General features: G+C 47.1%; 33 protein-coding genes. 17 read left to right on the top strand and 16 right to left on the bottom strand.

Translation table 11 applies throughout. From position 1 onward, the window contains the following. Positions 1-16: 16 nt before the first annotated feature. The 12 genes from AB5213_RS06000 to AB5213_RS05945 form a co-directional block, all read right to left on the bottom strand. Complete coding sequence (locus AB5213_RS06000; protein ID WP_207719283.1) at positions 17-1,732, bottom strand: phage tail tip lysozyme; 1,716 nt, start codon at positions 1,730-1,732, stop codon at positions 17-19. A 30-nt stretch (positions 1,733-1,762) separates the two neighbouring features. After that, positions 1,763-4,735 (bottom strand): VirB4-like conjugal transfer ATPase, CD1110 family, encoded by a 2,973-nt coding sequence (locus tag AB5213_RS05995; RefSeq protein ID WP_215634312.1) that lies wholly within the window; start codon positions 4,733-4,735, stop codon positions 1,763-1,765. Then, positions 4,653-5,099 (bottom strand): PrgI family protein, encoded by a 447-nt coding sequence (locus AB5213_RS05990; RefSeq protein ID WP_368276439.1) that lies wholly within the window; start codon positions 5,097-5,099, stop codon positions 4,653-4,655. The genes AB5213_RS05995 and AB5213_RS05990 overlap by 83 nt, the downstream gene beginning before the upstream one ends. 15 nt (positions 5,100-5,114) lie before the next feature. After that, positions 5,115-5,318 carry a hypothetical protein gene (locus tag AB5213_RS05985; RefSeq protein WP_368276438.1) on the bottom strand — a complete coding sequence of 68 codons (204 nt, stop codon included), beginning with the start codon at positions 5,316-5,318 and terminating at the stop codon, positions 5,115-5,117. A gap of 57 nt (positions 5,319-5,375) precedes the next feature. After that, positions 5,376-5,576 carry a hypothetical protein gene (locus tag AB5213_RS05980; RefSeq protein ID WP_173700131.1) on the bottom strand — a complete coding sequence of 67 codons (201 nt, stop codon included), beginning with the start codon at positions 5,574-5,576 and terminating at the stop codon, positions 5,376-5,378. A gap of 65 nt (positions 5,577-5,641) precedes the next feature. Continuing rightward, on the bottom strand, positions 5,642-7,549 hold the full coding sequence (locus AB5213_RS05975; protein ID WP_227120081.1) for a VirD4-like conjugal transfer protein, CD1115 family: 1,908 nt from the start codon (positions 7,547-7,549) through the stop codon (positions 5,642-5,644). A gap of 65 nt (positions 7,550-7,614) precedes the next feature. Next, on the bottom strand, positions 7,615-8,883 hold the full coding sequence (locus tag AB5213_RS05970; protein ID WP_368276437.1) for a hypothetical protein: 1,269 nt from the start codon (positions 8,881-8,883) through the stop codon (positions 7,615-7,617). Between the two features lie 92 nt (positions 8,884-8,975). After that, positions 8,976-9,224 carry a hypothetical protein gene (locus tag AB5213_RS05965; protein ID WP_368276436.1) on the bottom strand — a complete coding sequence of 83 codons (249 nt, stop codon included), beginning with the start codon at positions 9,222-9,224 and terminating at the stop codon, positions 8,976-8,978. 17 nt (positions 9,225-9,241) lie between these two features. Next, a complete protein-coding gene (locus tag AB5213_RS05960; protein ID WP_227120083.1) occupies positions 9,242-9,880 on the bottom strand; it encodes a hypothetical protein in 639 nt (212 codons plus the stop codon). Between the two features lie 118 nt (positions 9,881-9,998). Then, entirely contained in the window at positions 9,999-11,348 is a 1,350-nt protein-coding gene (locus AB5213_RS05955; RefSeq protein ID WP_368276435.1) for a helix-turn-helix domain-containing protein, read from the bottom strand. After that, positions 11,320-11,700 (bottom strand): helix-turn-helix domain-containing protein, encoded by a 381-nt coding sequence (locus AB5213_RS05950; protein WP_008370635.1) that lies wholly within the window; start codon positions 11,698-11,700, stop codon positions 11,320-11,322. Before AB5213_RS05950 ends, AB5213_RS05955 begins: the two co-directional genes overlap by 29 nt. Before the next feature lie 502 nt (positions 11,701-12,202). Continuing rightward, positions 12,203-13,846, bottom strand: a complete 1,644-nt coding sequence (locus AB5213_RS05945) for an ABC-F family ATP-binding cassette domain-containing protein (protein ID WP_368276434.1) — start codon at positions 13,844-13,846, stop codon at positions 12,203-12,205. Between the two features lie 177 nt (positions 13,847-14,023). Between AB5213_RS05945 and AB5213_RS05940 the strand changes: the two genes are divergently transcribed. Both AB5213_RS05940 and AB5213_RS05935 read left to right on the top strand, forming a co-directional pair. Further along, entirely contained in the window at positions 14,024-14,881 is an 858-nt protein-coding gene (locus tag AB5213_RS05940) for a patatin family protein (RefSeq protein WP_173690547.1), read from the top strand. A 12-nt stretch (positions 14,882-14,893) separates the two neighbouring features. Continuing rightward, on the top strand, positions 14,894-15,298 hold the full coding sequence (locus tag AB5213_RS05935; protein ID WP_008370619.1) for a secondary thiamine-phosphate synthase enzyme YjbQ: 405 nt from the start codon (positions 14,894-14,896) through the stop codon (positions 15,296-15,298). Position 15,299: 1 nt separating this feature from the next. Here AB5213_RS05935 and AB5213_RS05930 read toward each other — a convergent pair whose 3' ends face one another. The 3 genes from AB5213_RS05930 to AB5213_RS05920 are packed head-to-tail and all read right to left on the bottom strand — an operon-like array spanning position 15,300 to position 16,537. Beyond that, positions 15,300-16,067, bottom strand: coding sequence for a tRNA pseudouridine(38-40) synthase TruA (locus AB5213_RS05930; protein WP_368276433.1), 768 nt, complete (start codon positions 16,065-16,067; stop codon positions 15,300-15,302). Between the two features lie 30 nt (positions 16,068-16,097). Beyond that, positions 16,098-16,400 carry a hypothetical protein gene (locus AB5213_RS05925; protein ID WP_022220626.1) on the bottom strand — a complete coding sequence of 101 codons (303 nt, stop codon included), beginning with the start codon at positions 16,398-16,400 and terminating at the stop codon, positions 16,098-16,100. Positions 16,401-16,402: 2 nt separating this feature from the next. Continuing rightward, positions 16,403-16,537: a hypothetical protein gene (locus AB5213_RS05920; protein ID WP_264471514.1), complete on the bottom strand. Its 135-nt coding sequence runs from the start codon at positions 16,535-16,537 to the stop codon at positions 16,403-16,405. 128 nt (positions 16,538-16,665) lie between these two features. On the opposite strand from AB5213_RS05920, the gene AB5213_RS05915 reads away from it, so the two are divergent. Both AB5213_RS05915 and AB5213_RS05910 read left to right on the top strand, forming a co-directional pair. Beyond that, on the top strand, positions 16,666-16,902 hold the full coding sequence (locus AB5213_RS05915) for a hypothetical protein (protein ID WP_044998655.1): 237 nt from the start codon (positions 16,666-16,668) through the stop codon (positions 16,900-16,902). A gap of 37 nt (positions 16,903-16,939) precedes the next feature. Next, the gene (locus AB5213_RS05910; RefSeq protein ID WP_276571673.1) at positions 16,940-17,071 is read left to right on the top strand and encodes a hypothetical protein; all 132 of its coding nucleotides are present in this window, start codon (positions 16,940-16,942) and stop codon (positions 17,069-17,071) included. Positions 17,072-17,137: 66 nt separating this feature from the next. Here AB5213_RS05910 and AB5213_RS05905 read toward each other — a convergent pair whose 3' ends face one another. Beyond that, positions 17,138-17,416, bottom strand: a complete 279-nt coding sequence (locus AB5213_RS05905) for a hypothetical protein (RefSeq protein ID WP_022220624.1) — start codon at positions 17,414-17,416, stop codon at positions 17,138-17,140. A 135-nt stretch (positions 17,417-17,551) separates the two neighbouring features. On the opposite strand from AB5213_RS05905, the gene AB5213_RS05900 reads away from it, so the two are divergent. From AB5213_RS05900 to AB5213_RS05840, 13 genes are all read left to right on the top strand, one after another. Then, positions 17,552-18,496, top strand: coding sequence for a S8 family peptidase (locus AB5213_RS05900; RefSeq protein WP_215634464.1), 945 nt, complete (start codon positions 17,552-17,554; stop codon positions 18,494-18,496). Then, positions 18,496-18,840 (top strand): YlxM family DNA-binding protein, encoded by a 345-nt coding sequence (gene ylxM, locus AB5213_RS05895; protein ID WP_008370603.1) that lies wholly within the window; start codon positions 18,496-18,498, stop codon positions 18,838-18,840. The genes AB5213_RS05900 and ylxM overlap by 1 nt, the downstream gene beginning before the upstream one ends. Before the next feature lies 1 nt (position 18,841). Then, a complete protein-coding gene (ffh, locus tag AB5213_RS05890; RefSeq protein ID WP_215634463.1) occupies positions 18,842-20,206 on the top strand; it encodes a signal recognition particle protein in 1,365 nt (454 codons plus the stop codon). Between the two features lie 79 nt (positions 20,207-20,285). Continuing rightward, positions 20,286-20,531 (top strand): 30S ribosomal protein S16, encoded by a 246-nt coding sequence (gene rpsP, locus AB5213_RS05885; protein ID WP_022220623.1) that lies wholly within the window; start codon positions 20,286-20,288, stop codon positions 20,529-20,531. A gap of 23 nt (positions 20,532-20,554) precedes the next feature. Then, entirely contained in the window at positions 20,555-20,785 is a 231-nt protein-coding gene (locus tag AB5213_RS05880; RefSeq protein WP_008370600.1) for a KH domain-containing protein, read from the top strand. 179 nt (positions 20,786-20,964) lie between these two features. Beyond that, positions 20,965-21,477 carry a ribosome maturation factor RimM gene (gene rimM, locus AB5213_RS05875; RefSeq protein ID WP_008370599.1) on the top strand — a complete coding sequence of 171 codons (513 nt, stop codon included), beginning with the start codon at positions 20,965-20,967 and terminating at the stop codon, positions 21,475-21,477. Between the two features lie 24 nt (positions 21,478-21,501). Beyond that, on the top strand, positions 21,502-22,272 hold the full coding sequence (trmD, locus tag AB5213_RS05870) for a tRNA (guanosine(37)-N1)-methyltransferase TrmD (protein ID WP_055157163.1): 771 nt from the start codon (positions 21,502-21,504) through the stop codon (positions 22,270-22,272). A gap of 98 nt (positions 22,273-22,370) precedes the next feature. Further along, a complete protein-coding gene (rplS, locus tag AB5213_RS05865; RefSeq protein WP_008370594.1) occupies positions 22,371-22,718 on the top strand; it encodes a 50S ribosomal protein L19 in 348 nt (115 codons plus the stop codon). Between the two features lie 68 nt (positions 22,719-22,786). Continuing rightward, entirely contained in the window at positions 22,787-23,380 is a 594-nt protein-coding gene (lepB, locus tag AB5213_RS05860) for a signal peptidase I (RefSeq protein WP_008370592.1), read from the top strand. Between the two features lie 14 nt (positions 23,381-23,394). Continuing rightward, complete coding sequence (gene ylqF, locus AB5213_RS05855) at positions 23,395-24,252, top strand: ribosome biogenesis GTPase YlqF (RefSeq protein ID WP_008370590.1); 858 nt, start codon at positions 23,395-23,397, stop codon at positions 24,250-24,252. Next, a complete protein-coding gene (gene lepB, locus AB5213_RS05850; RefSeq protein ID WP_008370589.1) occupies positions 24,245-24,820 on the top strand; it encodes a signal peptidase I in 576 nt (191 codons plus the stop codon). The genes ylqF and lepB (AB5213_RS05850) overlap by 8 nt, the downstream gene beginning before the upstream one ends. Further along, on the top strand, positions 24,813-25,574 hold the full coding sequence (locus tag AB5213_RS05845) for a ribonuclease HII (protein WP_215634462.1): 762 nt from the start codon (positions 24,813-24,815) through the stop codon (positions 25,572-25,574). Before lepB (AB5213_RS05850) ends, AB5213_RS05845 begins: the two co-directional genes overlap by 8 nt. A gap of 41 nt (positions 25,575-25,615) precedes the next feature. Further along, complete coding sequence (locus AB5213_RS05840) at positions 25,616-25,993, top strand: YraN family protein (RefSeq protein WP_022220621.1); 378 nt, start codon at positions 25,616-25,618, stop codon at positions 25,991-25,993. Positions 25,994-26,017: the final 24 nt, after the last annotated feature.

Raw genomic sequence — 26,017 nt, 5'->3', positions numbered from 1 at the left:
TTTTATTCCTTTCCTTTTATTTAGATAGATCGACGCCGCCGAGCCATCCCCATTTACATCCAGTACCCTTTCCATAAAAACCGACAAATTCTTGAAGGCTCTTGATGGTAATAGCCCCCTCGTTGCTGATGACCTTATTATCGCCGATATAGATTCCGACATGCCCATAAAGACGACCCGCATCGCCTGTTCCAGGATGTGACACGTCAGCGATGATCATTCCAACTTTTAAATCCCGAACGTTAGTGCTGGTGCAGTAAGCGCGGCACATATCGCAAGCGTTTCCCCCAAAGTAACCGATACCGGCGCTCTGGAAGACGTTCGTGACCCAGGCAGCACACCATCCCTGTCCTGGGGACTTAGTTGTATTGGCGGCATTAACTACGTCTTTTTGCCTTCTGGTGGCTTTCTTTAAATCCTGACCGTTTCCGTCAATTCCGTTAGTTCCATTACTGGTTCCCAGTGCATCGTAGATACGCTGAGCCTGCGCCAAACGATTCGCGTCGGCCGCTTCGCTTTCTCCGCAGCGCTCAAACTGGCTTCTGAAAAGATAGACACATTGTTTGAGATCGGACTGGGCACAAAAAACCTTATACTTTGCTTTATTCCATCCCGAACACGATTCGGCGAATTCTTCCCAGAACCAGTCAAGTTGAACGGAAAGGTCGGACATATCTTTGCCTTTTTCCTTGGCAAGGTTTTCCAGACCAGTCTTTCGTCCACCAAGCCACTGGCAGATTCCATAGGCCCCGGATGAACTGTTCAAAGCAGTAGGGTGACAGCCCGACTCTTGGAACATATTTCCCATGATTGCAGCTATATGGGTGCGATCGACACCCTTGTCGATAAGGTATTGCGCTATCGTGGCCTCGTCACCAGTCAAAGAGCCCACGGATGCATTTTCGCCTTTACTTCCACCAGAAATAGTGCAAATGACGGCGATTATGATGATCACTGGAATAATAAGCACACCTATGGCGCCGAACAAGGCACCCAAAATTGCGCCGATGCCATTTGCTGCCATGCGTACGCTCCAGTATGCATAAGAAAGAACGTTCTTTGCTGTATTGATGATTCCACCGCCGGTGGAAACAGATTGGTACGCGGCTGAACGCATATACCGATACATCTGCTGGTTGAACTTGTTGCCGGCGCCGGCGGTGAATCGTTTTCTCGAAAGGGCTTTAATTCGCGCGGTTGAGCGTTTTAGCATCTTCCAAGATTTACGGGTATTGCTGACGGCGCCTTTTGTAGAACTGACAGCCGCTTTGCTTAATCCTTTTGCTTCTTGATAAAGGTTGTCCACATCCTCAAGTTCGGAATCCTTGATGGCGGCACGCTTTGCGGCTCGAAATCCTTCCTTGGCAGCTTTTTTCGTACCCTTCGCCAGATTACTTCCGGAACGTGATTTTGTTCCGGAAAGATCGATATCCTCGCCGTTAAGCCCTGCTTTAAAAGCCTTAGCCGTTGTTTTTGCCGTGTCAACGGTGTCTTTCACAAGGTCAGAACCGACACGCGCGGCACCTACAGATCCTTTTATAGCCGATTTGCCAGTTTGATACATCTTGTCGACATCACCGAGTTCAGTGCCGCCGATGACCATGTTTTTGGCAATTGCAGTGGCGGAGCCGACAAGACCAGTGTTGACTGCATTCGTTGTTTCGGTACCAACAAGAGAGCTTTGTCCAGCTCCTCTTGCAGAATCACCTGTGACGAAATCGTCTGCTCTCATCTTGTCAGCTCCTTTCCTTTTCAGCTAATTTTATCCAAGGCGGGATTTTTCGCGTGCTGCAAATTCCTGCATGCGCTTCTTGTCGGCAGCCTCATTCGGGTTCGTCGAGAAGAGGTCATAGAGTACGTTACCGGACGGGAATTTACCGCGAATCGGGACACGCGCACCGCCGGCGATAAGCAAACCATCGCCCGGCTCGACAGATTCGTCGATGAACTCCTCCTCCTGTTCGGAAAGACCGAGCAGGCGTACCCATTCGGCACGGTCGAGCGGAGACTGCTTGAGCAGAAGCAGGAAGTCGGAATTCAGGACAAGATTTTGGGCGGCCTTGTTCTTTAACATTGCCACGGCGTTCTGACTTATACCTGTCAGCAAAAGTCCGAATTTTCGGCCCTCATTCGAGAAGCGAGAGAAGTAGTTGAGCACCGTCGGGTAAGCGAACATGGACTGCATCTCCTCGACATACAGCCATGTACGCACTCCGCGTTTCGCATTGAAGTACATACGATTACGAACTGCCTCGCAGACGTTGATTAGACCGAAGACGAGCATCGAGTCCGGCAAGTCCTTCAAATTGAAATCCACGATACGAGACTTGAAGTCGACGTTGCTCTGATGGTTAAAGAAGGACTGGGCACCTGTGACAAAACGCTCGTAACGCAGCGCGATGGTCTTTGCCTCAGGCTCAGGCTGTTCAAGCAGCTTGTTGTAGAAGTCTTCAAGGAGGGGCGGCTGTTCGCCGCGTTGACGCGCGTCGAAGAAAGCCTCCTGTACGCAACGCGTGATGATCGACTGGTCTTCCTCACCGAGATCACGGCCTGCTTCGGCGGCCGAAGCGCCTGCCTGGGCGAGCATGGCATCGATCTTGAAGGCAAGCTGGGCATCCGGGCTGAGGCTTTCGACGGAAACGGTATCGAACGGATTCAGATAGGTATCCGAATCGACTGCAAAGTTGTAAGTCACGCCGCCGTAGCGACTTGAGATACCCGTATATTCGCCGGCACGGTCGATGATGTAGATTTCATCTGTCGGGTTGCTGAGAATCGTACCGGTCATCTCGGTCTTTACGGCCATGCCCTTGCCGCTACCGGTCTTGCCGCAAACAAAACCCATCGGTGATGCGAGGAGTTTGCGGTTACAGAAAATCAGGTTAGAAGAGTGCTTGTTCTGACCGTAATAGTTGCCGCCCTTATCATCCAGTTCCATTGTTGCGAACGGCATGAGGATGGAGACTTCGGCAGTTGTGGACATACGGGAGATCTCGCAGTGGTTGTGACCTAACGGCAAGATAGAGTTGAAACCTTGCCGCTGTCGGTATTCATAGGTGCTGACCTCTATGGAGTTTTGGCGGGCGGCGGAGATGATGGAAAGCACCTGGTTATCCAGTTGCTTCTTAGTCGGTGCGTATGTATAGAAAAGTCCCGTGAAAACATAAAGACGTTGGTTTTTGTTCTGAAGGTTATCGATGACGTCTTCAGTTTCCTCTTTAGAGTACTTGAGCTCCTGCGGAAGGATTGAAAAGTCATAGCCTTTCTGAACTGCCGAGCGCTGTTCCTCGATGATTTCCTTATCGATCCAAGCCAAACGCTGTCGCGTGAAAGCGACGGCAGCCGCTTTATCCATAGGTTGTGCGAACCAAGTGACATTAAGAGGAATCGGGAGTTCGGTGATATCGGAAAGCGCTTGATCGGTTAGTTCCGAACCAAGCTTCTTGATAACAAGAACCTGTCCCCACATATCACCCGTCTTGAAGCAGTCGGCAAGACCTTCCGGCTTGAAATCAAGTGTCATCGGTGCGATACAATCCTTTGTCGTCTGCACCATCCTAGCGGAGATATCCCGTCGATAATCGAAGTTAAATGGCTTGAGTGGGTTGAGCTGACTATTCAGAAGTGCCAGTCGTTCCGCACCATCGAGAACATGGCTCTTTGAACCGATAGATGTGAGAATCTGCGAGATCTGATTTTCAATACGGGCGAGTTTCGGAACGGCATCGTCCACCGTGGGGGCGGAAACCGAAAAGGTGATATACATCTTACGCCGGATGTTCGAAACACCCTGCCGCATCTTCTCATTTAAGATCTCATTGAAGACGGCGGCATCGTTTGCGGCGTTTACATTCAGTTGGCTGCTCGGATTGAAGAACTTGCGATGCCCAATCTGTTCCTTGAGCAGCGGTGTGTTGATGATATTGAATTGAACAAGCGTGTCCGCGCCAAACTGGTCGTAGAGACGGCAGATCGACGTAAATACAGCTTTCTGAGCATCCTCGCGAACAGAATGGTAAGAAGTGTCCTCGAAACAGATGCAGGAGGAGAACATTCCCTCCTCGACCTCGCATATGCCGTCTTCATACATGCGATTGTACCCGATGAATGAAGTGACGTCTTTTGCGGTTTTGCGCCTGTAGCGAGCAAATTCATTCTTTTTCGAGAGTTCCTTATCGCGGTCTTTTAGCTGCTTCTGAATGGACTTATTGCTCTTTGCATTCGCCTTGAGTTTGGCATTCGACTCCTTTTGGAGTTTTTTCATTTCCTTAGCCTGGGCTTTTCTTTCTTTACGGGAAAGCTTTTTCCGAGGCTGCTTATCGAACACATCGCTGGCAATACCGCTCAGTGCATCCATATCGACATCGGAGGAATCTTCGACATCGTAGGTGTGTGGATAGTTTGTCGAAGTAGCGAACTGTCCATAATCAATAGGAGTCTGTTCTGGTTCCATCTCAGGTACAGCGTATGCAGTCTGAGGATCGGCTTGATAGGGATTCGCAGTTTGTTGGGGTTGCACGGCCTGTTGGGCAGATGTGGTCACCGGAACGTTGCTTTCATAATCCTTGCGAGCGGCAGCAATCAGTTCGGTTGCCGTGGCGGCGTCGATTTCGCCAGCGGCAACCTTAGCCATGATAAAATTGATTGTATCGTTAATAGATGACTCGACCTGCCCTTGGGCTGTAGGCTTCAAGTCCGTTTGTCCCATCAAGGAACTTTCTGGTTGATTTGTCATAAAGCTTTCCTTTCCTGCTTTGCGTGATCTCATCCGGCGTTTTCACGAACCCGCTCTTAAACATTGACGGTTTGTAAAAAAGCCGATTATCGGAGAGCTGGTGCTGTAGCCAAAGGAGAGCAAATTGCTCGAATGGCAGCCCGTGAGGCTTCCAAAAGCCACAGCACCAACAGGGCAGTGAAACCGCATAGATGAACTCCAGGTGATCGGTCGGATCGATCTTCAAAACGAGATTCATATAGACGGCGACAGCGATGGAAAGCCCTAATGCGACAGTGATTGAAATAAGGGTACGGCCGGTAAGCTTACCGATGACTTTCGGTTGATATTCGGCGACATCCTTATGAATTGCAACGCTAAGCATCGGGCATTTCCTCCTTTAGCCAGCGAAACTGGTGTCCAGGTTGCCGAGGAAAACGGAGGCTGCGATGACGATACCGCCGCCGACGATCATGGCGATGGCGCCGGCGAGCTGACCGCCACCGCCTTGCATACCGTCTTTGATTGTCATACCGAGATTGACAAGACCGAAAACGATGAGGACGCCGCCGAGAAAGGTGACGCCTCCGGAAATCTTAGTCATGATTTGAGAGAGCATACGCTAAATTCCTTTCTTTAAATATTCTGAGATTCCATGAGCTTAATGCCCGGTGTAGCCATAGAGCGCCATTGCTGCTGCAACGGTAAAACCAGCTACGATCATTGCAATGGCTTTAACGATTTCAGGCTGGCGCCTTCCACCGCTTGCCAATGAGATGCCGAGATAGATTAGGCCGGCAATGCCAAAAGCAGTACCGGCAAAACCTATCGGCTGGGCAAAAATTCTTATAAGTTTATCCACCCATTCAATTCCTTTCCTTTTTTCCGTGTCGGTTGCACTGATTCAGTGTATACCAAACGCGTGATTTATGACGCGTAGGTATCGTCTTTTGTCCTAATTTCGTCCATGTATTCCAAGATATTGAAGGGTTCATCGTACAGACAGCGGTTTTTAACCTGACCGGGCTTGTTTCGACCGGGGTCGAGATAGATGTAGTTAGGGTGTTGCTCGACCGGGTATTTCAAATCTTTAAGTGGATTCGTGCCGGCGATGAGCAGGATTGCCTCGCGGCGATTCATCTTGCCGATCTCGGCGGCATCAATCAAGTCACGACCTTGGATCTGAATGTTTTTCGAGCTTGAACCGGACTGTCCGCGCGTCTCGCCGAATGTCTTCTGATTGATCGTCTGCTTGCCGATCATCTCGGAGATTTCCTTGTTGGTGGAATTCGACTTGCCGCCAAGGAAGAGGGTGGTATCGCAACAATCGATAATCGTTTTTGCCTTTTTATCGTAGCGGCTTTCCAGCTGTGCGACAGACTGGAGGATAATCGAGATGCCGATGTTACGAGAACGAGTGACGGCAATCGTCTGCTCGATATCTGGGATAGTTCCTATGTTTGCGAACTCATCGAAGATGAAGTTGACCATCGTGGGCAATTTGCCGTTGTATTTCTCGAGCGCTCGGCGACACAAGATATCAATTGATTGCCACATCATGATTGCGTGCAGGAACGAGAAAGTTTTGTCAGTATCCGACATGATGGCGAAGACAGCGGTACGTTGTCCGGGATCTCCCATCTCGTCAAGATTCATCTCATCGTATTTCAACAGTTCGCGCACCTGCTCGATTCGCATCGGGGCCATGCGTACGTTGCAACTGATGATGATGGACTTCAGCGTCTTGCCTGCGGCTACTTTGAACATCTTATAGTTTGCTAATGCGAAATCCTGATCGGACGTCAATCCGCCTTCACGTGCAGGAGACAGTCCGTCATTGTTACGTTCCATGAGGCTTGACTGCCAAGTGAACTCGTCGGTCGTGTTCTCGCTGATTGCCATTCGGTCTGATTCCGCGTCTGCATAGGAGCTTGAGGTCGACGGGCCTTGGTAGAACGGATTTCTTTCGTAAACTTTGCCCGTCTCGATCTCATCGAAAATCATGTCGAGCGGAGATTTGAAATTCTCATCGTTTTCCTTGGCTTCTGCCATGGAAAGAAGCGTCAATAATCCGTCCAACGAGTAATCTTCCGGTGGGAACCAGTCTCTCAACAAGGCGATGAGCGCGGTATAGAGCAGACGTTCTGAATTCTCCCAGAACGGATCTCCGCCGGACTGTTTGTCTCCGTTGGTATTCGAGATCAGGCAGTTGACAAAGGAAAGAATGTCTGCGTCTGTCTTAACGTATTTAAGTGGGTTGTAATGCATCGATTTATTGAATTCGATGGTGTTGAACACTTTAATGCGGTAACCGTTGTCCCTGAAAAGATATCCGCACTCTGGAAGGGATGTTCCTTTCGGATCGGTCAGAAAGTAGCTTGCATTAAGCTGCATGAGATTAGGTTTTACATAGTTACGGGTCTTGCCAGAGCCGGACCCGCCGATAACCATGACATTGAGGTTTCGGTCATGTTCGAGGTCGAACTTCGGTTTTTTCAGGGCAAGGCCATAATTTTTCGTGAAGAGAAGATTGTTGGACGGATCCGTTTGATCCTTGAAGGCGACTCCTTCTTTAAGGGTGCCCCATTTCGCAGACCCGGCTTCCTCTCCATAGCGATAGTTACCGGCATACATGAATGTGTAGAGCCAGACGATAAGAACCGTAATGGCGAGTCCGATTGCATACAGCATGGGAACAGATGCCATAGAGATAGCGGCAGGCGCCGCGACGATCGAATTGACCGTCGCGAGCGCCCCGTCGGTAATCTCCATGGTGTTGAAATCAAAGACTTGTCCGAACCGATTGCCGAAGTAGAAGGCAAGAACGGTCAACATTAGAACTACCACGACCTGAATTGGGCCCGGAGTTTTCGATTTATTGGACGCCAAGGAGCACCACCTTACCTAGCTTTGTTCTCGGAGCCATGCGCGTCACCATGATCCTGACTGTCGTGGGCACGTGAATGTTCATGATTGCGCTGGTCTGTGCTCTTAATGATTTCTTCCTGTTTTTGCTTCAACGGTTTCGACATTTTCTGACCTTTGAAAGCCTCGCTGTTACGGGAGAATTTCGGATCGAGGTTGTCGGCGCGGACCTGCTTGTGATGCTGGTTGGCATCCGTGAATAGAAGCTCTCCATCATTGGCGAACTGTACGGCGATGCCGCGCAAATTGCACTGAAGAGCGAAATTATTGAGATTCGGTTGACCATTTGCATCACGAGATGCCTCGAAGGCATTTCCGACTTTCGCGGAAAGATCCTCCTTCCAGGATTCGACCTGTTTGGTGTGAGAATCTGGATCCATTCCATCGTGACTGCGAATTGCTTCCGCTCGATTTGAGATTTCATCGGAATCGAGCATTTTTACGGCATCCGCATGGTTTTCGAGCACTTCGCTCGCCTTGTCCTGAGAAGGATACTTACCAAGCTGCATAAGCTCATTTTCACCGATGATGCCCTTATCTTTGAGCATGTCCAGCTGTGCTCGTTGTTCTGGTGTCGCGTAATTCTTCAGGTCGGGCTGGATTGCCATAGTGTCGTGGCCTTTTGCTTCAAGAGCAATCTGCAATTCGCCGATTGACGGGTTTTCCGAAAAGTCTTTCTTGATTTCATCAATCGAAACACCCTCATCGGCTGCCAGAACGGTAGCTGTGAGATCAATCTGTTCGGGCGTTGCGGGATAGTCAGACCAACCTCGGGCATTGGCTTGCCTTTCCTGGTCTTGTCCGTGCTCCTGAGATTGCTCTTTTTCAGGGGTATCGTTTTCGTGCTCGATTTTTTTACCGAGCTCTTGTTCAACCATCTTGGAAAAGGCCAGGATTTTTGCAACATCGGAAGTGCTGAACAGAAGATTGTTGTCTTCATGCATCGCATCCATGCCCATTTGCTTCATTGTGTCCGCAAAGAGCTTTGCAACAGCCGGATCATTAAGGTCAAGTTGACCATAATCTTTTCCATTACGCGACAGGCGTCCGAATGTGCCATCATAGACTTTCTTGAAGATTCCTCCGACGAAGTCTTTCATTTGACCAAGGATACCTCGCCTTTGCGTTTTGGTGCCATAGCGGAGGTCTTGCTGCTTATTACGCATGAGCTCTTCAAGCAACCGCAAGAAAGTCGCGACGACTTTCATTTGTGAGGAGAATGCTTCCTCTCCCAAATCTGCCATTATCAATCATCCCTTCTGGATGCCTTTTGCATCCTACGGTACTAACACGCAATGATTATGCGATCTGCAAACCATACGTCAGGAAATTCATATTACAGCCGTGAATCAATATCTTGATCCGAAATGGAATTTCGGTCATCAGCAGCACGGTCATCCTCGATGGAGCGCCGATTGAATTCATATCCCGATTCGATTTCAGGTGTCGATGGATCGAGGTCCATTCCATCGTGCGACTTAAAGCGAGCATCTAGCTTCCTGAAACGATTTGTAGCCACGACAGCATCAGCAAGAGTTCTCTGATTGCGTGTGGCGGAATCTTGAACCATTTCACGACTTGTCATTTTTGTCTCCTTTCTATTTAATGTTCGTCGAGATCACCGTCGTCAAGTACTTGACATGGACGGTCGAAAACGCGACCACGCTCATCTGCCTTATATTGTGCATCAAGACTGTCTTTAAGTGACGTGACCTTATCCGTAAGTCGATCAGACCTGTATTGTTCCAGATCATCAAGACTTTCCACCGGCATTGCGGTGTCAACATTCTTGAAGTTTCCGTTCTCCTTGAGAATGGCAACGCGTGCATCGAGATCGTCGTTTCCGCTCGCAATCATGTTGTCTCGAAAATCTCTGTCGAGAGGGCGTTCCCAAAGCCTTGAATCGCCCATGATGACGGACTGCACGTTGAATTCTGTCGGTGCGATATCCTGTGCTTTGAGCTTTTCCCGGATATCCTCCTTGACCCATCTGACGCTGGCGTCCTCGATAATCTCAGGGTCAGCAGCCTCATAGGCGCATCCGAGATCGCTGAAGTACTTTCCGTATGACCACGAGGCCGTCGCGCGGTCATAGTCTGTAGCCACGCAAAACGGCTGCGCGTTGCCCGGCTGGAAGAGGAGTGCCGTGCCGTCTTGGAACTGCTCGAGGACGATGTTGCCCTTTGTATCGATAGCGCCTAGGGCATTCATCATTTTTTTCTGCTGGTAATTGCTGCTCATATGATTTCTCCTTTCTTTGGTAGGGTCTTGAGAAATCTTTTGTAAGATTCTACCACTTCACATCTTGCACGGTCGGGGGAACGTGGCAATTTTCCGTTCCCCCGTGTTTTCTGATCGTCTAAGCTGTCGCGACCGCTGATGTGCAATGGGTTTCGTAATACTCGTTGGCCCGTTCCGTTGCCTTGCTCCACTCCTCCTTGAGGTGGCTTGCGGTCTCCACGTCAGACGTCATGCAGGCATGTCCCCAGAGTGACCGTGCCTTCGAAACGGCTGCCTCAAGGTCCCTGAAGGTCGGATCGGTCGCGGCAAGTGTCAGCCGATCGTTCTTTGCCTCCGTTGCGGCCCTGAAATCCGAATCTTGACCACTTGTAGCCTTGGTGGCTGTCGTTGTTCGAATTACAGGTTTCTTGGCGAAATACGCGAAACCATCGCTTTTGACGAACCAATCTGACAGTTGCTTCGCAAACCTCGGTGAAGGGTTGTTCTGCCGATAGGCTTCCGCATAGTCGATATAGGCCTTCTCGATGGTGGCGGGAGAGTATCCTTCCCCGAGTCTCTTGGCATACTGTTTTGCTGCCTCGTTCCGAACGGCTCCTCTTACCGTCTTGATGGACAGGGAACAGAGACGGTTGAAAGCCTCGAATTCAGAATTTGAAAGGGTATATCCATCAGCGACCGTAGGGAGCGGATCATAGGTGCCGTCAGGCACCGCATCTAACGCGTCCCGTCTATTCGCATCGCGATCCGACTCGCCGTCATCTCGTTGAGTCGGATCAGTCATTCCCTCGGTGACTTTCCAGTCGCTTGGACCTTCATCATCGGAAGGATGGGCGGCGGATCTATCTATTGATACTTTTGGATTGATATTAGTATCTATATATAGCTTGTCGCCAGATTGAAGACAACCCTCGTCTTCAGATTGGAGACATGGCTTCAGATTGGAGCCCCTGTTTTGAGCCTTGGCTTCAGATTGACGACAAGGCTCGTTACCTGCTGATTGCTGAAGACGTTCAGACTCAGAATCCCCCTTATGACTCACCATGTCCTCGTTATGGAGATTCGCCACCAAGCTGCTCTTGATTTCATTGCGTCGGTTTGCAATCTCGTCGATTTCCGTCTTGATGGCGATCGGGTTCTGCGGCAGCGTGTAGACAGTCCTTAACCCCGCAGAGGTCGCCGTGGTCTCGATCGAGATGAAGCCCCATGAGACCAGTTCCTTGCGGATCTTGTAGAAACGGTTCTTGCTGATATCAAGCTCTTCGAGAATGCGGGAAGTTGACGGGAAAGCCGTGTCCCCCGCGCCGGCAAATGAGCTCAGGTATCCGTAGAGTGCCTTCGCCTCGATGGAAAGGCCTTTTGATCTCATCACGAGCTGCGGGGAGAGTCCATATCCGTGGGAGAGTAGCGCATCAAGCCGCAAAAGGTTGCGCTCGTCGATTTCAGTTGTGTTCCCCTGCATTTTCATCATTCCTTTCCTTTTTGAAATTCATCGCTTTGTTGTTATTGTTGATCAGGCGGTTGATCAAAATCTCCTCGGCTTCTGCGGTCGGTACCGGTTTGTCGGGGAAAGAGTACTTTGCGACCCCGCCGCCGGACGTGATCGTGTTCTCGACCTCGATGAGTCCGAACGCTTCGAGCTCGTTTCGATATCGATAGAATCGCGTCTTGCCGATACCGAGCTGCCTGATAATCTGACAGGTCGAGGGTGGTGCGCCATCATCGAATGAGCAGAGGTATGCATATAGCATACGTGCCTCGATCGACAACCTGTTATCGTGAAGCACGTCCGCTATCTGCGAATTCATCATTTTGTGTGGCATATGTAGAACCTCCTCTTAGGTCATTTGAACTTTCGGAAAAGGAGGCCTGTCTTACCGAGTGTGGTATACTCGAATCAACAGAGCCGCCTTTGAACCTCGTTGAGAGTTCTCAAAGAAGCTCACTTTCCGAAAGAGTCCGTCCGTTCGCCAAAACTTTGGGACTTTTTCAGCTTACCGGGGCCGCAAGGCCCCTTTCTTTTTTTATGGTAGCACAGGGACTTCTTTTTCTGTTTCCCGGAGAGAGGATAACTTGATAGAAAAAGTAGGCGTAAGAAAAACAGGCACTAAAAAAGGAAACCCTTTTTGGGTTTCCTAGAGAAATCTTGTGTGTATTTGAGGCTGTGTGACGGCATTCCATCTATTGTTTTAGGTATATGTATCAGCCTCGTCTTCATAAGTGAACTGTAGCAATAGCATCAAAGATGAGCGTACGTTCGCCTGTTCGGCTTCTTTTCGAGCGTTGTTCGAAAATGCCGGAAACCCTTGATTTTATTGGGTTTTCTTAGGATTTGTCTAAGCTATCTTCAGGCAAATCAAGCGCTCGTCGACGCATCTCAATCGTAGCCTCAGACGCAAGGTATTCATCGTAAGTTGTGATCTTGTCGATCATCTTTCCGCCCGGAAGGATTTCCATAATACGGTTTGCTGTCGTTTCAACGATCTGGTGGTCTCTTGAAGAGAACAGAAGTACGCCAGGGAACTTCTTCATTCCATTGTTGAGTGCAGTGATGGATTCCATATCCAGGTGGTCAGTAGGCTCGTCGAGGATCAGTACGTTGGCACCGGAGATCATCATCTTGGATAACAGACAGCGTACCTTTTCCCCGCCGGAAAGAACTTTAACCTTCTTTACACCGTCGTCGCCGGCGAAAAGCATTCTTCCAAGGAAACCTCGTACATAGGTAACATCCTTTTCTTCCGAATACTGAGTCAGCCATTCTACGATGGTATCGTCATTGTCAAATTCTTTTCCACTGTCTTTCGGAAAATATGCCTGTGTAGTGGTGATTCCCCATTTATAAGTACCTTCATCCGGCTCCATTTCTCCGATCAGGATCTGGAAGAGAACAGTTTTGGCAAATTCATTTCCACCGACAAATGCAACTTTGTCGTCCCGGTTCAGTGTGAAGGAAAGATTGTCCAGGATTTTTTCCCCGTTGATGGTTTTGGATAAGCCTTCGACCATCAGAACTTCATTACCGATTTCGCGGTTCGGTTTGAAATCGATGTAAGGGTATTTACGGCTGGATGGGCGGATCTCATCAAGCTGGATCTTTTCCAGAGCGCGCTTACGGGAAGTTGCCTGACGGGACTTGGACGCATTGGCGCTGAACCGGGAAATAAAGTCCTGTAACTCCTTGATCTTTTCTTCTTTTTTCTTGTTGGCTTCTTTCATCTGACGGATCAGCAGCTGGCTGGATTCGTACCAGAAGTCGTAATTACCGGCGTAGAGCTGGATCTTACCGTAATCGATATCGGCAATCTGTGTGCAGACCTTATTCAGGAAATAACGGTCATGGGAAACAACAATAACGGTATTGTCAAAGTTGATCAGGAATTCTTCCAGCCATGCGATCGCATCCAGATCCAGGTGGTTGGTAGGCTCATCCAGAAGAAGAATATCCGGATTACCAAAAAGTGCCTGTGCAAGAAGGACTTTGACCTTCTGTGCACCGGTCAGCTCGCTCATCATATTGTAGTGAAGCTCTGTCTCAATTCCAAGTCCGTTCAGAAGAGATGCGGCATCAGATTCTGCTTCCCATCCGTTCAGGGTTGCAAATTCTGCTTCCAGTTCACTTGCCTTGATCCCGTCCTCGTCTGTGAAATCTTCTTTGGCATAGATCACTTCTTTTTCCTTCATGATCTCGTAAAGACGGGCATTTCCCATGATTACAGTATCAAGAACCGGATACTGGTCGTATTTGAAGTGGTCCTGCTGCAAGAAAGAAAGACGCTCACCTGGTGTGAGGATGACTTCTCCGCTGGTCGGTTCAAGCTGCCCGGAAAGGATCTTAAGAAATGTAGATTTTCCGGCTCCGTTCGCTCCGATCAGACCGTAGCAGTTGCCTTCTGTAAATTTGATATTTACATCTTCAAACAAGGCTTTCTTCCCTACGCGGAGGGTGATATTACTTGTACTAATCATAAAAATTCTCCTTATTCAAATAGAATTATCGTTTCAATTTTTGCATTACGTTCATTATGGTAACATGACTGCACAATTTTCGCAAGAGAATAAGCATTAACATAAGGAAGAATTTGTGGTATACTTATAAATCATACACGAAATATACAGCATGGTAGGACGAAAGGAGCGAGTGTTTTGACAGAAGCAGGACTGGTGTTGGAAGGCGGTGCAACAAGAGGTGTATTTACTTCCGGCGCATTGGATTATTTGATGGAAAAAGATCTGTATTTTTCATACGTGGTCGGTGTATCGGCAGGTTCCTGTAATGCAGTCGATTATGTCTCAAAGCAGATCGGCAGGACAAGGGACTGTATGATCCACAGAGGAAAGGAATACAGCTATTATTACGGACTTAAAGATTTCGTAAAAGAAAGAAGTCTTCTGGATATGGATATGATATTCAATAAATATCCGAATGAACTCTTTCCGTTTGATTTTGATACTTATTTTTCAAATGGAATGACCTGTGAGATCGTGACAACCAATTGTCTTACGGGAAATGCCGAATATATGACCGAAGAGAACGACAGTGACCGGCTGATGAAGATCTGCCGCGCCAGCAGCAGTATGCCACTTGTATGTCCGATCGTAAATATAGACGGGATTCCGTATCTGGATGGTGGACTTGCCGATTCCATTCCGGTAAAGCATGTGCAGGAAAAGGGACTGAAAAAAATAGTTCTCATTTTGACGAGACCGGAAGGCTACCGCAAAAAACCAACTTCCAAAGCGGTCGGTAAGTTATACCGGAAGATGTACAGCAAATATCCGGCACTTGTCCGCACCTGTATCCGAAGACCGGTGATGTATAACCGGACAGAAGAATACATAGAAAAGCTGGAAAAAGAAGGAAATATCTTCGTCCTTCGCCCGGAAATGAAGCCGGTATCCAGACTGGAAAAAGATTATGATAAGCTGATGGCTTTCTACGATCATGGCTATGAAATGATGAAAAGAGAGCTTCCGAGACTCGAAGCTTATCTGGAAAAGTAAGGAGGTGTGCATATGCATCTGTACGAACATCAGATTGCGACAAACGCATCGCAGCAAATGACAAAGGTAACAGAAATGGTAAGGGAAGACATCGAAAGAAGCGGTGTAAGAGAAGGGATTGCTGTGATCTTCTCACCACATACGACAGCCGGATTTACGATCAATGAGAATGCAGATCCGGATGTGGTGCATGATATGTTGTGTGGCTTTGAAAAAGTATTTCCGGCAGAACAGTTCTTCTACCAGCATGCAGAAGGAAATTCGCATGCACATATGAAGACGACGGTGGTCGGACCGTCACAGACGCTGATCATCCATGATGGAGAGATCGTCTTTGGCATCTGGCAAGATCTGTATTTCTGCGAGTTTGACGGACCAAGAAACCGTACCTTTTATGTGAAGATCATCGAAGGATAGATTAACGGAGTTGTACATCCGTCAGGGTGAATGCATGCGAAGGACAGGCAGGAGCTGCTGATTCTACACTAGCAAGAGTCAGCGTAGTTCCGTCTGTCTTTTTTTCTTTTCCAGCTGTGAGAATGGTACCGGCAAGAAGCTGCGGCATATGCCGGAGAAAACTATTTGCAGTCAGCTGAATCTGTATCAGTTGGTCTTCGCGGTTAATTTTGATCGTTTCTACAGTGCGCACTGTACTTTTTTTGGTACGTCCGTTTGAAAATGCGGCAAAGTCATGCGTACCGGTAAGAAGCTGCGCTGCCTGCTGCATGGATTCCAGGTCAAGAGACTCGGTTACAACACAGGTGTACGGACGGGAAAATAATGCTGCGGCAGGATCTGTGGCAATCCGGCAGGTATAGGTACAGCTTTTTACCGCGAGAGAAGCCACAAAACGTTCATCTGCGATTTCCAGCGAGGTGACTGCAATATCCGCCGGAAGAGCTGCGTTTAATTTCATTTTTAACAGTTCTGTATTGTCTGAAAAAGATTCTTTTTCTAATTGAAAACTTACAATCTGGTGTGTTGCGTGAACACCCGGTTCCGTCTTTACGGCGGCAAAAAGCTGTGTGGACTGTCCGGTTACATCCCTGATCGCCAGTGTAAGCTTTGATTCGATACTGGTGCTTTTTTTCTTTGTGGAAAAGCCCGGATAGCGGCTTCCGTCGTATTCTATGGTAAGTTTGATCGTTGTCATAAGCGCCTCCTGAAGTGCATTTCTGCCGTTCATTATAGCATTGATTGTCGGGCAAGGCAATTTTTATTGCCTTCCGGACCTTGGTGGCTGTTTTCCTGCCTGTATTGTCCGGATCATCTGCACCATCTGGTCGATCTGTGCTTGCTCCTGTTTGCTTTTCCCTTCTTTGATCGCTGAAAGAATCAGCGAAATCTCATCAGGGGTAAACCGGATTCCCCGTTTATTCGCACCGGCGATCAGTGACATCATCACCGGGACCAGTGCTTTCCCGTTCTTGCCGCCGGCTTTCAACGCTGCTGTCCGGATCAGCTCCTGTTTCAGCGGATCCAGATTCGCAAGATCCGGATGCTCCATCCATTCGTTCATTTTCATCCATCCTTTCTGTCTGAAATCCACTCATCATATCCGTCATATCCTGTGCTGCCTGAAATCCATTCATCATATCTGCCATATTTGCAGGATCTCCAAAGTCCATCTCTTTCATCATTTCCATCATTTGCCATATTCCGGAAAAGGAATCAAACATTTCTCTTTTTTCAGGAGAAAGATAGGGTACAACTGCTTCAAACATGCTGCCCGGATCTTTCTCCTGCTTTCGTAGCCGCCCTCTGCGATTATGATAATAAGGAGGTTGGAAACAGTAAAAGGCATTCATAAGTTCCGTAAGTTTCACATAAATGCCAGCTATACGCTGAACGTGATCGGGCAGATAGGGAAGAATGATTTTGACAAGTTGCAGAAAATCATTCGTGAGAGACTCGTCAAATGGCGTCATGACAAGGGGCGGTTTCTTTTCCATATGTCCTCCACGGTTCAGCGTTATAAATATATATGTAAAGAAGACGGAAAATATGAGATCCACATATAATAAAGCAAAGGAAGAACTAATGGAAGGATTTTATTAAATGAGCAGCCGGATTATTATTGATGGGAATGCGATCTATGAAGTGGATGAAGAATGTTTGCGAAAGAAAAAGGAAAAGGAGCAGGAAAAGGAACACGAAAAGCAACAGGAGAAGCGCAAAAACAAAACATAAAAAAGGCGGGGATATAATTTGCCCCGCCTCTGGTCTGTCTGAACGAATAAGATCTGAGTTTCGTAACTAGCAGCCGCATCCGCCGTTGCCACAGCCGTTTCCACATCCGCATCCATTACCGCATCCGTTACCGAATCCGTTACCGAATCCACCACAGCAGCAGAGAAGAAGGATGATCCACAGGCAGCTGTCATTTCCACATCCACATCCGTCGCCATTGCGTCCCCATCCGCCACAGCAGCAGAGGAGAAGAATGATCCATACGCAGGAAGACATTCCGCAGCCACATCCACAGTTATCCATAGAATTTCCACATCCGCAGTTTGTTGCACTTAATTCACTCATATTTGATAGCCTCCAGTAAGGTTTCTTTACACTTCATCATATGTAAGGAGGCATGTCAGTGTTTCAAAAAAGTTCCGAAGAAATTGGCATCTGATTTCAGAAAGAATATTCTAATAGAAAAAGGATATTTTAAATATGAAAGATTTGAAACGGAAAATCCACTACTGGTGTTCGGATACAATGCGAAACAAAATCACTGGAAAGGGCGTCGTTTGTGCCGTTCTGGATACAGGGATCACACAGCACCCGGATCTTGTCGGCCGCATCGTGGGATGGAAGGACTGTGTACAGGGGAAGAAAACCATATATGATGACAACGGACACGGAACCCATGTGGCAGGAATTCTTGCCGGAAATGGAAAAAGCGGAAGAGGTCTGTACAGCGGAATGGCACCGGAGGCGCAGATCTTTGCTGTCAAGGTGCTGAATCAGAGAGGTGGTGGAAAAATCCGGGATGTGATAAACGGGATCCGGTACGTGTTGTTAAAACAAAAGGAAATGAAGATCCGGATCGTCAATATTTCGATTGGAACTCTTCCTCATAAGAAGGATCCGGAAGATGAATTATTCCTGTTCTGGGTAGAACGGCTCTGGGATGCTGGTCTGGTAGTCGTAACGGCGGCAGGAAACAAAGGACCAAAGGAAGGGAGCGTCACGATACCGGGAAACAGCCGTAAGGTGATCACAGTTGGGGCGGATGAAGAACTGGGAAAGAAGTATTCCGGCTGTGGGCCGACCGGAGATTGTATTAAAAAACCGGATCTTGCCGTGCCGGGGAACCGGATCTATTCCTGCAATTACCTGTATCCGGTGCGGAGCCCTTATGCCTATATTCCGAAAACCGGGACTTCTATGGCAGCACCGGTAGTGTCCGGGGCAGCGGCTCTGGTTTTGCAGAAATACCCGGATATGTGTAATCTGGAACTTAAATACAGACTGTGGAATTCCTGTGAAAAGGGCAGGTATTATGACCAGAGACAGGGACATGGGAATCTGCATGTAGAAAAATTTCTTGAATGTCAAGAAAAAATACTTGACACCAATGAAAATCTGTTATATGATAGCACAGGTGATAAGTGATGGACGAGATTTTAAAGCAGACATTATTATATGATTTTTATGGTGAGCTTTTGACAAAACATCAGAAAGAGATTTATGAACAGGCAGTTCTTGAAGATTATTCGCTCAGCGAGATTGCAAGAGATGCGGGGATCAGCAGACAGGGTGTTCATGATATGATCCGACGCTGTAACAAGAGTCTGGAGGATTATGAAGCGAAGCTGCATTTGGTGGAGAAGTTCATGTCTGTGAAAAAAAAAGTCCATGAGATCGATCTGCTTCTTGAGAATTATGAAGAGCAGGACGAAAAAGAACTGATAAAGAAAGTGAAAAAGCTTTCGGGAGAGATCATAGAGGAGTTATAACATGGCATTTGACAGTTTGACAGAAAAACTTCAGAACGTATTCAAGAATTTAAGAAGCAAGGGACGACTTACAGAAGATGATGTAAAAGCGGCTCTGCGTGAAGTTAAGATGGCTCTTCTGGAGGCAGATGTTAACTTCAAAGTTGTCAAAAATTTTGTAAAAAGTGTGCAGGAGCGTGCAGTCGGACAGGATGTGATGAGCGGACTGAATCCGGGACAGATGGTGATCAAGATCGTGAATGACGAGCTGGTGAATCTGATGGGCTCTGAGACAACGGAGATTAAATTCCAGCCGGGAAGCCAGAAGACGGTCATTATGATGATGGGTCTTCAGGGAGCAGGTAAAACAACGACCACAGCAAAGCTTGCAGGAAAGTTCAAGCTGAAAGGTAAGAAGCCTCTTCTGGTAGCATGTGATGTCTACAGACCTGCAGCTATTAAACAGTTGCAGATCAACGGAGAGAAGCAGGGTGTGGAAGTGTTCTCCATGGGAGATAACCAGAAGCCGGCGAATATCGCTAAAGCAGCACTGGAGCATGCTGAAAAGAATGGAAACAACGTGATTATTCTGGATACTGCAGGACGTCTTCATATTGATGAAGATATGATGGAAGAACTGCAGGAGATTAAGAACACGGTCGAGGTTCATCAGAGTATTCTCGTTGTCGATGCAATGACTGGTCAGGACGCCGTGAATGTTGCAGAGAACTTTAATGAGAAGATTGGTATAGATGGAGTAATCGTCACAAAGCTTGACGGCGATACCAGAGGTGGTGCGGCACTTTCAATCAAGGCAGTCACCGGATGCCCGATCCTTTATGTGGGTATGGGTGAGAAATTATCAGATCTGGAGCAGTTTTATCCGGATCGTATGGCTTCCAGAATCCTTGGTATGGGGGATGTACTCAGCCTGATCGAGAAAGCCGGCGAAGAGATCGACGAAGAACAGGCGCGTAAGATGACAGAAAAACTCAAAAAGTCGCAGTTTGATTTTGAGGACTATCTGGAAAGTATGAAACAGATGCGCAAGATGGGCGGTCTTGGAAGTATCATGAATATGCTTCCCGGACTTGGCGGCATGGGTGGTCTTGGTAAAGGCAAGATGCCCGATATCGATGCGGATGATGCGGAACAGAAGATGGCAAGAGTCGAAGCAATCATTTATTCCATGACGATCAAGGAACGTCAGAATCCGGACATCATCACTCCGCAGAGAAAGCGAAGAATCGCAACAGGAGCCGGAGTTGACATTTCGGAAGTCAACAAGATGATGAAGCAGTTCGAGCAGATGCGCAAGATGATGAAGTCCTTCCCGGGAATGATGGGCGGGAAAGGTAAAAAAGGCAAGTTCAAGATGCCTTTCTAAAGGAGATATATTCCGCAGACCATGCGTGATATATAGATAAACTATTATAAATACAAATTGTTTTATGGAGGAAAGTAAAATGGCAGTAAAAATCAGATTAAGAAGAATGGGACAGAAGAAAGCTCCTTTCTATAGAATCGTTGTTTCTGATTCTAGATCACCAAGAGACGGAAAATTCATCGAAGAAATCGGAACATACGATCCAACTCAGGATCCTAGCGTATTCAAAGTAGATGAAGAAGCAGCTAAGAAATGGTTAAACAACGGTGCTCAGCCTACAGAAGTAGTTGGAAAAATCTTTAAGGCAGCAGGTATTGAAAAATAGGTTGCTTCGCGGAGGTGCGAGTGATGAAAAATTTAGTAGAAGTAATTACGAAAGCACTTGTGGACAATCCTGAAGGCGTCGTGGTTACGGAAAAACAGGAAGGCAAGACTACCGTGATCGAAGTACATGTCGCAGATAATGATATGGGAAAGGTGATCGGTAAGCAAGGCCGAATTGCGAAAGCAATCCGTTCCGTTGTAAAGGCAGCCGCGGCCAAAGAAGACAAAAAAGTCGTGGTTGAAATTATGCAATAGCATAAAAATAAAACGCAGGTAAATTTATTTTTATCTGCGTTTTTTATCATACCTTAGTATGCAAGTGAAGTTGCCAATGACAGATTCACTGTATCTGGGGATGGAGAAAAAGTCGCTTCAAAAGACTAAAACAGAATTTTTCGGTGTAAAGTTTATCTTATGCTAAGAAAGGACAAAGTATGCAACAAAATGATTACCTGCAAGTTGGCGTGATCACATCTACCCACGGAATCAAAGGTGAAGTCAAAGTATTTCCGACAACGGATGATCCAAACCGCTTCCGTGCTCTGAAAGATGTGGTTCTTGATACAGGAAAAGAACAGATTCCCCTTGAAATTGAAGGTGTAAAATTCTTTAAACAGTATGTGATTCTGAAGTTCAAAGGGATCGATAACATAAATGATATTGAAAAATACAGAAAGATGCCGCTTCTTGTATCTCGTGAGAATGCCGTGGAACTGGAAGAGGATGAGTATTACATGGCAGATATCATCGGCATGGATGTCTACACTGAGGACGGTGAAAAATTCGGTGTCCTGGAAGATATTATGGAAACCGGTGCGAATGATGTCTATGTGGTATCGACAGAGGCGCACACAGAGGTGCTTCTTCCGGCAATCCATGACTGTATTCTGGATGTAGATACTGAGAATAGGAAAATGACTGTTCATCTGATGGACGGACTGATTTAAGCGACAGAATAGTAGGAGAACAATATGAGATTTGATATCATGACGCTTTTTCCGGAGATGGTGATGAACGGTCTGGAAACCAGTATTATCGGAAGAGCCGTGAAGAATAAAATTCTTGAGATTGAAGCCTGGAATATCCGGGACTACGCATTTAACAAGCACAGCAGTGTGGATGATTATCCGTATGGCGGCGGCGCAGGAATGCTGATGCAGGCAGAGCCGGTTTACCAGACCTATCTTGCCATTCAGGAAAAAGCAGCCCTCCCGGAAGGAAAGAGACCACGTGTGATTTATCTTTCCCCGCAGGGGAAGCCGTTTAACCAGAAGATGGCAGAAGATTTTGCGAAAGAAGACGAACTGGTGCTTTTGTGCGGACATTACGAAGGAATCGATGAACGTGTGCTGGAGGAGATCGTAACAGATTATGTGTCAGCCGGCGATTATGTACTGACAGGCGGTGAACTTCCGGCAATGATGATCGTGGATGCGGTATCCCGCCTGATCCCGGGTGTTCTGCATAATGATGTATCTGCCGAATTTGAGAGTTTTCAGGACAATCTCCTGGAATATCCGCAGTATTCCAGACCGGAGATCTGGCACGACAGGCAGGTTCCACCAATCCTTTTATCCGGTCATCATGCCAATGTAGAGAAATGGCGCAGAGAGCAGTCCGTGATCCGTACTGCAAAATGGCGTCCGGACCTTCTGGAAGACGCAGAGCTTACCATGAAAGAAAGAGAACTTGCAGAAGAGATTATAGAAAATCGAGAAAAAGACTTGAAAAATGAAGAATAATGTGTTAATATATAGCACGTTGTGATGAAAACAGAGATGGTCCTCTGATACGATAGAAAAGCGTATTAAGAACGTCAAAATATGAAGGAGGTTCACACATGAACGAAATTATTAAGAACATTGAAGCAGCTCAGTTAAAAGAAAATGCTCCGGAATTCCACGTAGGAGATACTGTAAAAGTTTATGGTAAGATCAAAGAAGGAAACCGTGAGAGAATTCAGGTATTCGAAGGTACTGTATTAAAGAGACAGGGCGGCGGAGCAAGAGAAACATTTACAGTAAGAAAGAGCTCTAACGGAATCGGCGTTGAGAAGACATGGCCGCTTCACTCACCAAACGTTGAAAAAGTAGAAGTTGTTCGTAAAGGTAAAGTAAGACGTGCAAAACTGAACTACTTAAGAGATCGTGTAGGTAAGAGAGCAAAAGTTAAAGAATTAGTAAAATAGTAAATGCTTAAAGAGGGACAAATACGACAGGTACTTGTCCCTTTTGCTAATATAGGATATGATAACAGATGAGACATAGAAAAAGAAAAGAACTCAGATTTGACAGAAAGCATAGAAAACATATCAATTTGAAATGGATTCCCGAAGTATTTGGATGGGTATTCCAAATTGTGCTCGTCTGCCTGTGCGCATTTGTGTTTGTGTGGTATTTCGGGCATCAGATCAGTAATATCGGAGAGTCCATGAACCCGGTGATTCGGAATGGGGATGTGGTTTTGGTAAACCGGATCGTATATGATGCCAGTACACCGAAGCGCGGAGACATTATCGTGTTCAAACCCAAGGGGAATGAGAACCTTCATTCCTATATTAAAAGGATTATCGGACTTCCGGGCGAAAGTGTTGAGATCAGGGATGGAGAGATTTATATCAACAACAGAAAGCTGAATGAAAAGTATGAGACTACTGCAATTGCAGATACAGGTATTGCCAGTGAGAAGATCGTTCTCGGTGGAGATGAGTATTTTGTCCTTGGCGACAACCGGGAGAGCAGTGAAGACAGCCGGATGGCTGATATTGGAAATGTAAAGCGTTCCGAGATTGAAGGGAAAGTATGGTTTATCCTTTCCCCGAAAGACCGTTTCGGACTGCTTGGTAAATAGAAGGAGGAAACTGGATGAATTTTCAATGGTATCCGGGGCATATGACAAAGGCCAAAAGGATGATGCAGGAGAATATCAAACTGATCGATCTTGTGATCGAACTGGTTGATGCAAGAGTTCCGATGAGCAGCCGGAATCCGGACATCGATGAACTTGGAAAGAATAAAGCAAGACTGATCCTGCTCAATAAGGCAGATCTTGCAGATGAGAAGCAGACAGAAGAGTGGATCGGCTATTTCCGTGGAAAAGGATATTCGGCAGTTAAGGTTAATTCCCGTAAAGGCGGTGGGATTAAGTCTATTCAGGGAGTAATCCAGGAAGCATGTAAAGAAAAGACAGAGCGTGACCGTAAGAGAGGGATTCTGAACCGTCCGGTCCGTGCGATGGTAGTCGGAATCCCGAATGTCGGAAAGTCTACTTTTATCAATGCACTTGCCGGAAAAGCCTGTGCAAAGACCGGTAACAAACCGGGTGTGACCAAAGGAAAGCAATGGATCCGTCTAAACAAGAACGTAGAGCTTCTCGATACACCGGGAATTCTCTGGCCGAAGTTTGAGGACCAGCAGGTGGGACTGCGCCTTGCATTTATCGGGTCGATCAAGGATGAGATCATGAATCTGGAAGAGCTTGCGGCGGAGCTGATCAGCTTTATGCAGGATGCTTATCCGGGTGTTCTTGCTGAGAAATATACGATCAACGAAAAGCAGAACAGCTACAGTGTATTGGAAGCAATTGCTGAGAGCCGCCATTGTCTGGTGCGTGGAAATGAATTAGATACCGCAAAAGCAGCTGGTATGCTGCTGGATGATTTCCGAAATGGAAGACTCGGAAGGATCACACTTGAATTTGTAAAGGAGTATACAAATGAGTAAGGAAGACAACAAGGAAGAAGCCCCGGAGCAGGAGCAGAGTATATGGAGATCACTGGGAGGAACTCTTCTGTATCTTCTGGTCATTGTTCTGCTGACATGGGTGATCGTCACCTTTGTCGGACAGCGCACAAAAGTAGACGGTCATTCAATGGAGCCGACACTTTCAGACGGAGATAACCTGATCGTGGATAAGCTCAGCTACCGCTTCCGCGATCCGGAAAGATATGATATTATTGTATTCCCTTACCAGCATGCAGAGAATACCTATTATATCAAACGTATCATTGGACTGCCCGGTGAGACTGTGCAGGTGATCGATGGATATATGTATATTAATGGCAAAAAGCTGGATGAACATTATGGTGCAGAGGTGATGGAAGATCCGGGAATTGCAGCAGAGCCGATTAAACTGGGAGATGATGAATATTTTGTCCTGGGAGATAACCGGAATCACAGCTCGGATAGTCGTGTGGCAAGTGTGGGTGTACTTACCCGTGATATGCTGATTGGGCGTGCCTGGGTAAGAATTTATCCGTTCAACAAAATCGGAGTGATAAAGCATGAGTAAAGAAAGTATCAAAGAGATCAACAGCCGTTTAAAAATGGCAGAGGATGCCGAAAGGGAGCAGCTGATGAAGGTCTATGCACAGGATGACAGAGCCGGTGTGCAAAAACTTCTGGAAAAGTACAGAAAGCAGAAGGAAAAGCTGCTTGCCGAAAAAGAGCGCCTTGCGAAAATGCGTCAGTACGAAGAAAAATATGCTGACCATGCGTTTATCTGTGGAATTGACGAGGTGGGAAGGGGACCACTTGCGGGTCCGGTGGTTGCAGGAGCCGTGATCCTGCCCAAAGAGTGCGAGATCCTTTATATAAATGATTCCAAGAAGCTTTCCGCAGCAAAAAGAGATGAGCTTTATGATGAAATCATGGACAAAGCAGTTGCGGTAGGTCTCGGGATGGCTTCCCCTGCAAGGATTGACGAGATCAATATTCTGCAGGCAACTTACGAAGCCATGCGTCAGGCGATTGGCAATTTGAAAGTCAAGCCGGATCTGCTTTTAAATGATGCAGTTACCATTCCGGAGGTTGTGATTCCACAGGTTCCAATCATCAAGGGAGATGCGAAAAGCATATCCATCGCTGCAGCAAGTATTGTGGCAAAGGTAACAAGAGATCGTCTGATGGAAGAGTATGATAAGGTACTTCCGGGATATGGATTCGCGTCCAACAAAGGTTATGGATCAGCAGAACATATCAAAGCGCTTCAGACGCTTGGACCGACACCAATCCACAGAAGAAGTTTTATCGGACACTTCGTATAAAAATCCGTCAGAACAGGTAGAAGATCAGATCCAAAAGGCGATTGGAGAATGAAAAAAACCGGCGAAGGACCGGTACAAAATATGAAAAAATAGCAGGTGAATTTCTGGAAAAGCAAGGATATCGGATACTGGAGTATAATTTCCGCTGCCGTTATGCGGAGATTGACATTGTTGCAAAAGACGGAGAATATCTGGTCTTTTGTGAGGTGAAATTTCGCAAAACAGGAGGGCTTTCGGCTGCTCTGGAGGCGGTATCTGTGCCCAAACAGATGCGCCTGTCCGGAGCGGCCGTTTATTATCTGATGAAGAACGGCTGCACAGAGATACCATGCCGCTTCGATGTAATAGGAATCGCGGGGAATAAGATTTCTTTGCGGAAAAATGCATTTGAGTACTGCGGAGATTTTGGAATTGTATGAGTTATGATACCGGGGAAAGGCAAA

Source organism: Coprococcus sp. RTP21204st1_G4_RTP21204_210225 (assembly GCF_040915385.1).
Lineage (GTDB): Bacteria > Bacillota > Clostridia > Lachnospirales > Lachnospiraceae > Allocoprococcus > Allocoprococcus comes.
The sequence above is the reverse complement of the archived record's forward strand: the minus strand, read 5'-3'. Positions and strand labels throughout refer to the sequence as shown.